Source organism: Belliella calami, from assembly GCF_022549695.1.
Lineage (GTDB): Bacteria > Bacteroidota > Bacteroidia > Cytophagales > Cyclobacteriaceae > Belliella > Belliella calami.
The window spans coordinates 259932-272999 of the sequence record NZ_JAKZGS010000003.1 but is presented as its reverse complement, the minus strand read 5'-3'; the positions used below and the strand labels follow the sequence as shown (position 1 = coordinate 272999).

The 13068-nt window shown below is 39.8% G+C and carries 9 protein-coding genes; 4 read left to right on the top strand and 5 right to left on the bottom strand.

Annotated features, from left to right (window positions below; genetic code table 11):
* Positions 1 to 8 precede the first annotated feature (8 nt).
* Entirely contained in the window at positions 9 to 725 is a 717-nt protein-coding gene (locus MM236_RS05825; protein ID WP_241274005.1) for an RDD family protein, read from the top strand.
* A gap of 197 nt (positions 726 to 922) precedes the next feature.
* Here the strand turns inward: MM236_RS05825 and MM236_RS05820 are convergent, their stop codons facing one another.
* The 5 genes from MM236_RS05820 to MM236_RS05800 all read right to left on the bottom strand — a co-directional run bounded on the left by MM236_RS05820 (position 923) and on the right by MM236_RS05800 (position 10859).
* Positions 923 to 3661 (bottom strand): M14 family metallopeptidase, encoded by a 2739-nt coding sequence (locus MM236_RS05820; RefSeq protein WP_241274004.1) that lies wholly within the window; start codon positions 3659 to 3661, stop codon positions 923 to 925.
* Positions 3662 to 4285, bottom strand: coding sequence for a hypothetical protein (locus MM236_RS05815; protein ID WP_241274003.1), 624 nt, complete (start codon positions 4283 to 4285; stop codon positions 3662 to 3664).
* 33 nt (positions 4286 to 4318) lie between these two features.
* Entirely contained in the window at positions 4319 to 5914 is a 1596-nt protein-coding gene (locus tag MM236_RS05810) for a SusD/RagB family nutrient-binding outer membrane lipoprotein (RefSeq protein ID WP_241274002.1), read from the bottom strand.
* Between the two features lie 14 nt (positions 5915 to 5928).
* A complete protein-coding gene (locus tag MM236_RS05805) occupies positions 5929 to 9180 on the bottom strand; it encodes a SusC/RagA family TonB-linked outer membrane protein (RefSeq protein WP_241274001.1) in 3252 nt (1083 codons plus the stop codon).
* A gap of 500 nt (positions 9181 to 9680) precedes the next feature.
* Positions 9681 to 10859, bottom strand: a complete 1179-nt coding sequence (locus MM236_RS05800) for a DUF8457 domain-containing protein (protein ID WP_241274000.1) — start codon at positions 10857 to 10859, stop codon at positions 9681 to 9683.
* A 34-nt stretch (positions 10860 to 10893) separates the two neighbouring features.
* Between MM236_RS05800 and MM236_RS05795 the strand changes: the two genes are divergently transcribed.
* From MM236_RS05795 to recO, 3 genes are all read left to right on the top strand, one after another.
* On the top strand, positions 10894 to 11220 hold the full coding sequence (locus tag MM236_RS05795; RefSeq protein WP_241273999.1) for a 2Fe-2S iron-sulfur cluster-binding protein: 327 nt from the start codon (positions 10894 to 10896) through the stop codon (positions 11218 to 11220).
* A 375-nt stretch (positions 11221 to 11595) separates the two neighbouring features.
* Complete coding sequence (locus tag MM236_RS05790) at positions 11596 to 12183, top strand: thymidine kinase (protein ID WP_241273998.1); 588 nt, start codon at positions 11596 to 11598, stop codon at positions 12181 to 12183.
* Between the two features lie 136 nt (positions 12184 to 12319).
* A complete protein-coding gene (gene recO / locus MM236_RS05785; RefSeq protein ID WP_241273997.1) occupies positions 12320 to 13009 on the top strand; it encodes a DNA repair protein RecO in 690 nt (229 codons plus the stop codon).
* The last annotated feature ends 59 nt before the right edge of the window (positions 13010 to 13068 follow it).

Here is a 13068-nt window from a genome sequence, read left to right as displayed (position 1 = left end):
AATAATAAATGAAGGAATTTCAAATAAAGACTGCCCAAAACATTAATATTCATCAAAACGCTGCTAATGTTGGCACCCGTATTTTAGCATATCTTCTAGATGGATGCTTTATAGTATTGTTTGTAATCTTGATGCTTTTTTTAGTATCAAAAGTAAAGGGTGAAGGCTCCTTTAATTATTTGTTTTTTGCAGTTTTGGGACTTCCCATTTTGCTTTACCATTTGCTTTTTGAATCACTGATGGACGGACAATCCCCAGGGAAAATGATTATGCAAATAAGGGTAGTAAAGCTTGATGGCTCGAAAGCAGGGCTGGGAGATTTCCTAATCAGGTGGCTATTGAGGATTTTGGACATCTCGGCCACTTCTGGGGGATTGGCTATTTTGAGTATCTTGATTAGTGGAAAAGGACAAAGAATTGGTGATCTGGCTGCTGGCACTACAGTAATTTCAGAAAAATTTGTCACCAATCTTCAAAATACACTTTTGGTAGAAATTCCTGAAGATTACATCCCAAAGTATCCTCAAGTATTGTCCCTTACCGATAAGCAAGTCCAAGATATCAAGCAAATCAAAAATGAAGCTTTGAAAAGTGGTGATTTTGGTTTGATTCAGAAATTGGCCAACAAAACTGCCCAGCTGCTTCAGATCACTTATGAAGAAAAATCAATGGCATTTTTAGAGCAAGTGATCAAGGATTACAATTATTATAGTCAACGGGGATGAGGATGAAAGTTTACCAATTCAAATCAACTAACATTATGAGCATAAGCTAACGACTTAAAAACTAAAGCATTGCTTAAATCCTTTAGCTCAAAAAACCCAAACCTTTTAACTTAATTCATCCTAACAAAAAATCCCAACCCGACCACACTTTAGAACAGCATGATTAGGTTGGGATTGATGACTTTTGATTTACAGAATTACTTCTTGTATAGGTTATTAAACAGCATCTTGAAAGTTCCGTGTGCTTGTGCTCTGTAGGTGATTTCTGGTGTGTAAACTACCAATTCACCTTTTCCGATTGGTGCTACAAAACCTGTAATTCCATCTTCCAAGTATGATTCGCCCCATGCCCATCCACTTTTCAATGGTGTAGCGGTATCAAACCAACTCAATGCTTGGATGCCTTGCAATTTTGCCTCTTGTTTCAATTTAAACACAGGGTTGTTATTAAACAAAACATAGGCGTTCTCTTCCAACCCCCAATTGAGAGGCTGATTGGTATCCACTCTAGTTTGCAATACACTTCCAGGAACATAATACTTTTCTCCCGGCAAAGCCTGTTCTGATCCATCTCTTTGAATCTCCACCAATGCATTTCTCACTGGTAATTCCAAATGATATGCAAGCACAGAACTCGAACCGATTGCAACTACTTTTCCTCCATTTTCCATAAAATTTTTCAACTGTGGAATTGATTTATCTGCTGAGATAGATCCAAGCATGTGATGATATTCAGCTGGAGTATCTTCTTCTTTTGGACCTCTGTATCCCCCTGAGTTTTGTAGTCCTGGGATTCCTCCACTGATAAATAAGATCGCATCATATTTTGAATTGAGGTTTCCTTGATCGATTTCTTTTGCAAAAATCAATTGAAACTCAAAATTGTATTGTTCTAAAATCCATCTCACCCATCCACTAGGCATAGATCCTCCATAAGTGTCATACAAAGCGATTCTAGCTGCTTTGATAGCCAAAAGATCGGCTGGTTGTGATTTAGCAGATTTGATATCCAAACCAAATTGCTTTCCATAATCCGAAAGAACTTTGTATCCATTTGAAGGAATGTAAAATGACCCTGAAGGCATCCCATCTACAGCTGAAGTTGTTCTGGAAACTTTGATGCCTTTTTTCAACAATTCATTTGCAACTGCAAAAGCATCATTGTGAACACTACTAATCAAGAAGCCATTTCTCGACTCAGAAAGAGGCAAAACTTCTGGAGATTCCAGTTCTCCATAAGCCAAAGACTCAAATGGCCCATCAAACCCTTCCAAGACTCTGTCAAATGCAACATCCATTTGATAAGCCAATGTCCAACCTGCAGCATCATATGGGCGAATCGGAGGTCCTCCTGGATACTGAAAATCATTTGGATAATCCTGAGGCTCAAACATGTCAATCACATGGGGTCTGAATGCCTGATCAGTCTTCACAACATAAGAACCCTTTGGGTAATTTTTCCCATTTACTGAAAACTGGCTTGTTGCTTTTTCTATACGAATACCAGTTTTGATAAGGGCATTGATGAATTTCACGGCGGTCGGGAAATCTTTTTGATTAGCAGGAATGATGAATCCGCGCGGATCTCTCTTTTCCTTTGTTTGGTAAATACTGTCATAAAATACAGAAGGGATCCCCCATCTTGAACTTCTTTGACTATCCTCATTTGACTCCGCATAAGCGGTTTTGATAGCTTCTACCTTCTTTGGGAAAGGCGTCCAATAATCATCACTCCCCCTCTGGATGGAGCCTTTGCCCATGCTGTAAATATTGTACAAAAGATGATCCTTATTTCTCGCTGCATAATCCAATACCGCATAGTTCAGAGAAACAGAATAGTCGATTGATTGCTGGAACTTCCAAGTTTCCTGTGGGGTGACTGGGAATGGTGTGTTTGCATTAGGAATCAACCTGTCTGGCACCAAAGGAATTGATTCAGGATTTGGGCCACCTATGATTTCCGTCAATATTCCAATAATATTGTGGTAATGGGTGGTAGTCCTCAAACCACCATTGTACCAAGTGGAAAAAGTAGAACCATTCATCCTTGTAAATCCTGGTTTGTTTTCGGCGTTCAATCTGTTGTACATTGCTGCACCTACTGCATCAATTCCCGTGACCATCATTGGGTCAAACACATAATTGAATGGATCTCTGTAAGGAGGACCTGCCAAAACAGAACCTGCCGGCCCTCTCTGGTGGTGATTGTACATGACTTGTGGAATCCATTCTACAAAAAGCTGATGCCCCATATTCACAGATTCCTTCATGTTTTGGATGTAGAAATCCCTGTTATTGTCATGACCAATATACTTTTGATACAAAACAGGCAATCCAGAAAGGCTTCTTTTCTCAGGATCTTCATTTCTCATGTACCACTCACCGATTTTTTGGTGTCCATCAGGATTGGCATGCACAAAAAGGATCACTACATTGTCAAGAATCCGTTGGTTTTCTTTGTCATCTCTGGTCAATACATTGTAAATAGTCTCAGTAAGTTGGTGAGTACCCACTGTCTCAGTAGAGTGCAAACCACCATCTATCCAAACTACAGCCTTCCCTTCTTCAGCTAAGTCACGTGCCTCAGCTTCGGTGAGGTCCTCTGCTCGAGCCATTTTCACAGAAATCTCTTTGAAACGGTCTAGATTTTTGTGATTTTCCGGAGAAGTCACGATCATCATCCATTGATCTCTCCCTTCTTCTGTCTTTCCAATAGACACCAATTTCGCTCTATCCGAAATCTCAGCTACTTTCTTGAAATAAGCCTCTGTTTGTGAATAAGTGGAGATATGATAATCATCTCCCAATCCAAACCCAAAATGTTCCTTGGGAGTAGGGATAGTTTGGGCACTAACTGCTGTAAGTCCCCAAATAAAAACACCAATAAGAATGAATCCTCTTTGGATGATTTTGTTTTCTGTTTTTGTTTTTTTCATTTAACGTATATTTTTAAACCTAACTCCTACCCTACAGTCACATAGTTCGCCCCTGGACTCATCGCAGGAGTTGTCATTGTATTGGACTATTCTCTTTCCGTCTGCCATAATAACAATAAATTTGAAGAGGAAATAGTCATTTACAGCAACGGTCGATAAGTTGGTCTGAGTCAACGCTGCAAGCTCTGAAGCGGTGAAGCTATATTGCTTGGGGAAAGTAGTCACCCTTTCGAGAAGGATATCGTTTGCCCTTATGACACTTGGAAGTGGGAACTGCCTTTCGTTAGGATGTACTTCCGCCAAAGACAATACCAGTGGGTATACGGGCGGATTTCCTTCCCTTCTATTGAAACCTATATACACTTCTATCGCTTCCACATCAGCCCTGCCTTCTGCATCATAGTAGTCCAATTCCCACTCAAATTTTTGGGAAGTACTGTAGTCTGGATCAGCCAAGTTGAAGAAAGAGGTTTTGGCGGAAGCAAATGTCGGCAAAGCAGAACTTTCGGCATTCAAAGTAACTTTGGGGGTTGCTACATAGGTGAAGTTTTCCCATTCATAATCTACTGTTTTGCAGGAAAACAACAAGCAGATCAAAAGACTTAATATTGATATTTTTTTCATGGCTTTATTTATTTTTCTAAAATCAAAATATGACTAGCGGCTCCAGAAAACAGGGATGATTTGCTGATTTCTTTGCAATTGCTCCCTTGTCTCTATCACGGTTTCATTTGACGTCAACTCTGTCTCTGAGAAGAAGAACCTTTGTGGAAAGACATCAAGTGGAGAGATCAATTCAACCAATTCTGGAAGGCCAGTCCTTCTATAATCATTGTAAGACTCTACTCCATTTCCATACATTGCTATCCACTTTTGCATCATTACCAAAGCGAGCTTGTCTTCCGGAGATGCCGCTTCAAATTCCCCCAAAAGCCTTTCGTTGAAACGTAGGATACTCGCTGATGAAATCGGGAAAGCAGGAGAAAGAGCACTGATGGCTTCCATATTGGCAGCTACAGCTTGGGTCAATAATTCACCTGCATTCTCCCCTGTATTCAAAGTCAAGGCAGCTTCGGCCCGATAAAACTTCATCATTGAATTTGTCAAAAGTGGCTGAATCCCTGCACCAGTACCATCCCCATTGGCGAAAAGCACCAAGCGGAATGAATTTGCAGAAGCACCTGTAGTCGCTCCTATATTGTTCAGCAACCCCTGATCATCAGGAATGGAAGGGATCATACCATTGTCAAACACTCCTCCAGAAGGGTATATCCCCACGATTGCCCTGGTTTGTTGATCGGCCGGTGATGCTGCGCCATCACCGGGATAGCGACCATAATAACCTTCTCCAACCTGAGAATTTGCAAGGCCAGCTTTTTCGTTCAACCTGAAAATATAATATCTGAGCCTTGGATCATCCTGTTCTTTGAGTCTATCATGAAGCACCATGCTAACATAACCATCCCTACTTGGAGAATAACCTGTGGTATACCATGGATGTCTGGTTTCTGGAGCCGGGCTACTCCCAAACAAAAAGGTGAAATCATCTTCATTGCTGTCAATCAGATTGTTTTCAGCAAGTAATGCACTGATTCCCTGAGCAGAAGCTGTAGGATTCACATTCTTGGTCTGTAGATAAAATTTAAACTTCAACGAGTTGGCAAACTTTATCCATTTCTCCCTAGAGCCCTGATAAATCAAATCTGAAGAGGGTACAACTGAAAAGCCTTTGTTTATATCTGCTTTGGCTTCATCTATCAGTTTCAAAAGATCTGAATATATCTCTTCCCCACTATCAAACCGTGGGTTTGCGGATTTAGCAGCTTCATAGTATGGGAGATCTCCCCACAAATCTACCATCATGCCATACAAAAAAGCTTTCTGCAACTTCGCTATCCCCAAATAACCCCAGCTCTCCTGCTCGGTACCTGTTGTGATCATTTGCTCTAAATCTGGGATTGCCTGAGTATAATATCCCAACCAAGTAGCCTGGAAAGTTGTCCCTGTTTGATCCCACCTATTCAGACCGCCAGCAGCCCTATGCTGTATGACATTTGATGCTCCTCTATTGATGGTGTTGAAATTCCCGACAATTGATAATTGAGTTGCTGGAAGCAGTAATGCCAATTGGGGATCAGTAGGGTTATTTGGATCTGCATTGATATCAATAAAGTCAGAACAAGCTCCCAATAACACTCCGACCATCAGCAGAGTAGCTACTCTTTTTGATTTTATGAATTTTATAACTTTCATCTTTTTGCTAGTTTTTAGAATGTAAATCTTAAGTTGACCCCATATCTTTTGGTAGGAGGCACACCGAGCTGGTCATATCCTAAGTTGTTGGCTCCTGCGGTACTCACTTCAGGATCATAGTTCATCGCAGCTGGCGTATTTGGTGCCTTATACCATAGGTTTCTACCACTTACTGAAATAAAGGCACTTCCAAATGGGGTTTTGCTGAGAAGCTGTCTAGGAAAAACATATCCCAGGGAAATTTCCCTCAGCCTAAAAACCGTAGCATCGAAAATAGCTGCTTCATTGATGTATCCCGCCGAAGGACCACTAGGCCCAAAGCCACTCCCAAAGAAGTAATCATTGTAGTTCAGAGCAGTATTGTTGGGGATTTTATTTCCATTTTCATCCAAAAGAGGTTGCCTTGTATTCACATCACCCATCACACCAGTTCCAACCCTAAATGAATCCCGATCCTCGGTATCTTTCAAGACACCACGGGCATAAGTCTCACCAATAGTGGTGGACAAAATATCTCCCCCTTGTTTCCAATCAAACAAGACATCCAGCGTAATTCCCCTAAAGGAAAACGTATTGCTCAATCCTGCAAAGAAATCTGGATTGGGATCACCAATTGGACCGTTGGTCGCAGCCAAAATAGGTTTTGCAGTCAGAGGGTTGACCAAAATATTCCCTTCATCGTCACGTGCATACCTGGATCCGAAAATCATCCCATAGGGCTGGCCCTCAATATGAACATTGCCACCATAAGTAAGTTGGGCAAAACCTCCCAAGTCCTCTACCCTATTTCTATTTCTGGTGAAGTTGGCACTAATAGACCAATTCAAACCTTTATCAGACATCAGCGGATTTGCAGTCAAACCGATTTCAATCCCTTTGTTGGAAGTCTCTCCAAGGTTGATGATCCTAGTCAGGAATCCTGAAGATGGCGCTGAGTTCACCACAAAAATCTGTGAAGTACTCATTTTGGTATAATAAGTCAAATCCAAAGAGAAAAGGTTTTGCAAAAACCTCAACTCAGTACCGATTTCGAATTCAGTAATAAATTCCGGCTTCAATTCATTGTTTGAAAAACTGTTGGCAAGTGTCTGAGTGCTTACACCTGAATTATTTGAATTGGAAAACGGAGATCCTATCCCTCCAAATGTAGCATTGGCATTGAACACATTGATAGTTTGGTATGGAGATGCCTCGTTTCCTACTTTTGTATAACCAGCCCTGATAGTACCGAAATTTAAGGTTGACGAATTCAACTTTAAAGCCTCAGTAAATACAAAAGACCCATTGACGCCACCATAGAGATAACTTCTATTATCCTCAGGAAGAGTCGAAGAGACATCATTCCTACCAACAAAATTAAGAGATGCGTAATTTTTATAATCAAATGTCAAATCACCAAAAAAGGCATAGTAGCGCTGTTTTATCAAAGCTTGATTATTTGGCAGCCCTCCTAAAGTAATGGTAGTAGTATTCCTAATATCATTCAAACCCGCCACAATAATTCCGTCTCCTGAAAATGCAGATCTTCTAGTCAATCTTTGGTTGATATTGTTTCCAAGAATCAACCTTATTTTGATATCTTCATTGATCTGCGTATTGATGGTTGCCAGCAAGACATTGTCCAACTCTTCCCTGTAGATATTGTCTGTGTTGATGGTGCCGTTGGCATAGACACTGGAACCTTTCCCCAATACGCTCACCCGGTTGTCAGTGAAGCTATTGAATCCAAATGTATTCTGGATTGTCAACCAAGGAGTAATTTCTTTTCCTAATACGAAACTCCCAAATGTCCTATCCACATCGCTGGTAGCCGGACTATGCTTGACTGACCAATAAGGATTGTCCAAGGCCCTGTAGTAAACATTTTCTCCAGTAACTGGATTTTCAAAAGGGTAATTTGTCAAATCATAACTTGTAGGCATAAAGAGCAGATTTCCCATCACAGAACCCGAGCCACCAATTGGAGGACTAGTTTGGCTGGTTTTTACATAGTTCAGCGTTCCCCTGACAAAGAACCCATTATCCAATTTAGCATTCCCTCCTATATTGAATGATGTCCTGGTTATACTATTTCCTGGCACAACCCCATCATTGTTTGTTCTTGTAAACCCAGCTGTCACACTGCTCTTCTCTGTCCCCCCATTGATCATGATGGAATTTTCAAACAGGTTTCCATTTCTAAAGAAATTGCTGACATTTTCCTTCATATAAGATCTATAGGGAACTTGCACAGGAGTCACGCCATCAGCCTCATAAAATTCAGGAAATTGGGAAGCGGGGTTTGAACCCAAAGCTAAGGGATGAGGAATCGTGGGTCTGCTGGAATATGGAGAACCGTAAGATCCATACACACCCGCACGATAATCCCCGTTGGTTCCTTGTCCATACTTATTCTGATACTCAGGAATCCCCGACAACCTTTCGTTGGAATAGGAAGTGTTGTAGGTAATTTCCATTCCTTTCCTGCCTTTTCTGGATCCAGTCTTCGTGGTGATAATGATGGCTCCATTTGCAGCCCTCGATCCATAAAGTGCAGAGGCCGCAGCACCTTTTAATACTGTCAGATTCTCAATGTTATTTGGATCTATGTCAAATGCCCTACTTGAAGTAGATTGACTGCTTTGTGTCTGGCGTGTACCTCCCGATTCAAAAGTCGAATTATCAAAAGGCACTCCATCCACTACAAACAAGGGTTGGTTGTTATTTCCCAGAGATGAATTCCCCCTGATAGAAATATTTGTAGCCCCTCCAGCGACACCGCCTCCACCTTGGACGTTGACACCTGCGATCTTTCCTGTTAGTGCCCTTACTGGGTCTGGCTCATTTCGCTGGCCCAACTTTTCGCTATCCAAAGTAGTCACTGCATAACCCAGCGTATTTGAGTTTCTTTCAATCCCTGCCGCTGTAACCACCACTTCAGAAAGCTGAACACTATCAGATAATGTTACAGTGATCTCGCTTTGGTTGGCTATGTTTACCTCTATCTTTTCATAGCCTATATAGGATATGACTAAGATACTTTCGCTTTCTGCAAGGTCAATCCGAAAGATGCCGTCCAAATCCGTAACAGCTCCTTTTGAAGTACCCTTGATAAGAACATTAGCTCCTGGAATCGGCATCCCAGCTTCATCCAATACAGTTCCCTTGATGGTTTTTTGTTGGGCATATCCTTGGTGGGAAACCATAAGTATAGCTTGCAACATCAGGAAGTAAAAGCATCTCCTCCAATAAGGTGGAATGCCTGTTTGAGTAAAATTTGTCTTCATAGACTATAAGGTTAATGAGTAAGAAATACACACCTATCCCATCCCAATCAAAATTGAGTGAAAAGGCATTTACAGAAACAGTTATTTGGGATTTAATTAAGAATAAGAAATAATTGAATTCATGCGCATAAAAAATATACTTTTTATTCCTTACTAAAAGTAATCTAAAAAATCCCTAAACTCAAACCACTTACATAAATATTTTAAAAAACAACCAAAAAATATGAATTGAACATAAAATCATGTTTAGATAGCGAAAAATCAAACCTCTCTTTAATACAAAAACATTTAATAAGTAAATTATAGCTAATTTTAAACCATGCAATCAAAAATAACACAAACCACTTATCCCAATTCATGGTAACTATCTGCTTCTCTGTACATCATATTGTATGGATAATCCCCAGCTTTATCACGAACCTTATTGCCAGATAACTTGAGCCACATACTATATTTAAAAGACTGCTGATATGATAGCGTATGTATAAAAAAAAGGGGACTTAACCCCTTTGATCAAACTTTCTAAAAACAAGCTGCAGAAACTCATCCACTGCTTCTGAATTTTTATCCCAATTGAGTTCTCCTACATATCTTTCATTGATCAATGTGATGGCAGACATAAAACTGTCACATTTATCGATCGATTTCAAAGCATGCTTCATCAAGTCTGGATTTCCATCAAAAAGCTCCTTTGTAAACATAAACCTCTGATTGATCCCAACATTTTCTGAAAGCTCACCAACACTCCCTTTCATCACACTGTATTGCTCGGATTCGAACTTTTCCCAGGCTTGAAGTGGATCGATTAAATTAGCAGTTGGTGCTACTTTATATTGCGAAGGTAAATTTTGTATAGACTCTTCTGCGAAGTGCTCTTCCTCTTTTTCTGGGGATTCAATCGTTTCTTGAATTTCTTCTGGAGAAGAATCATTCACATATGCTGGCGCTACAACATCTTCCTCTACGATTGCCTCAGCAATAACATCTTCCTCAACAGAAACCTCTTCTTTGGTTTGCACGCTTTCTTCACTGATAGAATCTTCAACCTTATCCGATATTCTTTCGAACAAAATATCCAAATCCAAATGGAAAATATTTTTTAATTCAGAAAGATATTCTTCCGGCCTAGTCAATTGCTCTTTTTGCTGCTCGAAGTTCAATCTCAAAGCTTCTTTATACGCATCGGGTGACTGACTGATTCCAGCCCTATCTATCAGGTTGGCAATTAGAGAATGATTCCACTTATAGTATTTCTCATTTCCTTTGAGAAAATCATTCACACTTGATCCTGAGGATTTTTCTATCTCACCGCGGAAAAAAGAAAGAGGATCTAAAGCCAAAATCACCGAAAAAGCCACTGCCTCTCCCAGAAGAGGCTCAAAATTCCCCCTATCGATTTTGATAGACCTTGAGAGCACATTCATGAATTCATTCAATGCCTGGTGAACTGAATTGTCTCTGTAATCGAAAAAGGGATTGCTTTTCAATTTTTCCAACTCTACATGCCAAGCTTCAAAAAGGGATTTGATAACAAAGAAATTAACTTGCTTGCTGGCTGTCAACTTAAGGATTTCGGCCCCTGTCATGTATTGTTTGGAGGAAAAATATTGGTCACAAACTTTTTTGGCAAATCCTAAGGCGTAGTTTTCTAAATATTTGCTGTTAATTTTGATACTCATATTTGGTATTTTACATTAAAGTGAAGCAGAAATCATGCTGAAAATTATCATCGAGAATCTTAATCACAAAGAAATAATCTCGTCTGAAAGTAATCGTAAAGTTATAGAATTAATTCATGAAAACTACATCGATTGGATGCATGCTTGTGGTAAAAAAGGAAGATGTACAACTTGTAAAATGATCATAGAAGAAGGTATGGAAAATTTGAGTCCATTGACAGATCGGGAAGAAATTTTCCGAGAAAATGAAAGATTAAAACTCAACGAAAGATTAACTTGCCAAGCAGAACTGAAATCTGGCACTCTTCGAATCCGTGTAGCCGAGCAAAATAAATTTCCTCACATGGAGTATAGCGGGTGAAGCTTTGTGAGTTAGGTGGGGAGGTTAAAGGATTGGAAGAACTTGTCCGCCGTGGCGGATTGGAAGATTGGAGGATTGGAAGATTGGTTGGAAAGTTCGAAAGTTGCAATGTTGGAAGGTTAGGTAGGTCTTGCAATATAGGAGGCCTTTGTACATTGTACTTGGTTCTACATGATTGGAAGATTGGTTGGAAGGTTCGAAAGTTGTAATGTTGATTAGGTATCCCCACAAGTCGGTCTTTGTACATTGGGTTTGGTACTTTGTACATTAAATTGAAAGGGCTAGTTAACCTATAAAAAAGAGAGTAGTTGTGTCTCAAATCTCATGTCTTGTGTCTCACATCTCAAGTCTCATAGATAAATTTAAAGTATTAACATGTTTATAGAGCCATTTATCGGTGCCAAAAATAAGAAGGATAAAAAAGGTCACATTGAAGTGATCTGTGGATCGATGTTTTCTGGGAAAACTGAGGAATTGATCCGTCGTCTCAACAGGGCCTTGATAGCCAAGCAAAAAGTTGAGATCTTTAAGCCATCCATTGACACAAGATACCATGACTTAGATGTGGTTTCGCACAATGAAAATGCAATTCGTTCTACTCCTGTAAATTTTGCAGATGATATTATCCTTTTGGCGGGGGATTGTGATGTGGTGGGAATAGATGAAGTTCAATTTTTTGACAATCAGATCATTAACGTCGCAAACACATTGGCAAATTCAGGTAAGCGCGTAATCCTTGCTGGACTCGACATGGATTTTGAAGGCAAGGCCTTTGAACCAATGCCACAACTTCTTGCAATTGCAGAATACGTCACAAAGGTCCATGCAATCTGTATGAAGTGTGGGGATTTGGCATCCTATTCTTTCAGACTTTCTGACACAAAGGAAAAAGTCGTACTTGGCGAAAAAGAAAGCTATGAAGCAAGATGTAGAAAGTGCTACTATGAAGATAAAAAAACATGAGTATCTGGAATGTTGCACATTAGCTAAGAAGGGGTTTTTGTGTTGCGGATCCTCGTCAACTGACGACAGCATACAATCAACAGAACTTGAAATGAACTTCAAACAATATTATAAATCGCTACTGGTGTAAAAGATAATGCAGAAAAAAACGAGTGGAATAATCATTTCCTACATTCGATATAAGGAAACTTCGATCATTGTCAAGATTTTCACTCGGGAGCTTGGGTTGAAATCTTATATCATCAATGGTGTAAGAAGCAACACTGGCAAATCAAAAATAGCACTCTACCAACCACTGACACAACTGGACTTAGTAGTCTATGATAAAGAAGGTGCCGGACTGAACCGCATTTCTGAAGCAAAAATCCTCCACCCCTATCAATTGATACCCTTTGATTTTATCCGATCTGGTGTTGCAATGTTTGTAGCAGAAGCTTTGGCAAAATCAATTTATGAAAACTACCAAAATGACGCATTGTATGACTTTCTGGAAGCCGCATTGTTGCATTTGGATAGCAAAGACTGCAGATTATCAATTTTTCCAATTGTGTTTTTGTTGGAAATGTCATCCTATTTGGGCTTTTCCCCTAGTGATTCCGCATCTTTTTTTGATGAAATCATACATGACATCAACTCACCTGCACAGCTCTTAGAAGAGAGAAAAGCGCTTGATACGCTATTTGAAAGCTCGTTTTATTGTGAAAAAAACATAGCTTCATCTGTCAGAAAAGGACTTTTAGACCATTTTTTGATTTTCTATTCGCAACATTTAGAGGACAATGGGAGTTGGAAGTCTATAAAAGTATTGAGACAATTGATCTCTTAATTAAATAAGTCCATCAGGGAAAAGTTTGCGTATATAGAATGTAAAGTGTAATATTGTGG

Excerpts from the sequence above, each read along its gene's own strand:
- MM236_RS05815 (WP_241274003.1), bottom strand. The coding sequence starts at position 4,285 with ATGAAAAAAATATCAATATTAAGTCTTTTGATCTGCTTGTTGTTTTCC.
- MM236_RS05810 (WP_241274002.1), bottom strand. The coding sequence starts at position 5,914 with ATGAAAGTTATAAAATTCATAAAATCAAAAAGAGTAGCTACTCTGCTG.
- MM236_RS05805 (WP_241274001.1), bottom strand. The coding sequence starts at position 9,180 with ATGAAGACAAATTTTACTCAAACAGGCATTCCACCTTATTGGAGGAGA.
- MM236_RS05825 (WP_241274005.1), top strand. The coding sequence starts at position 9 with ATGAAGGAATTTCAAATAAAGACTGCCCAAAACATTAATATTCATCAA.
- MM236_RS05790 (WP_241273998.1), top strand. The coding sequence starts at position 11,596 with ATGTTTATAGAGCCATTTATCGGTGCCAAAAATAAGAAGGATAAAAAA.
- recO (WP_241273997.1), top strand. The coding sequence starts at position 12,320 with ATGCAGAAAAAAACGAGTGGAATAATCATTTCCTACATTCGATATAAG.
- MM236_RS05800 (WP_241274000.1), bottom strand. The coding sequence starts at position 10,859 with ATGAGTATCAAAATTAACAGCAAATATTTAGAAAACTACGCCTTAGGA.
- MM236_RS05820 (WP_241274004.1), bottom strand. The coding sequence starts at position 3,661 with ATGAAAAAAACAAAAACAGAAAACAAAATCATCCAAAGAGGATTCATT.
- MM236_RS05795 (WP_241273999.1), top strand. The coding sequence starts at position 10,894 with ATGCTGAAAATTATCATCGAGAATCTTAATCACAAAGAAATAATCTCG.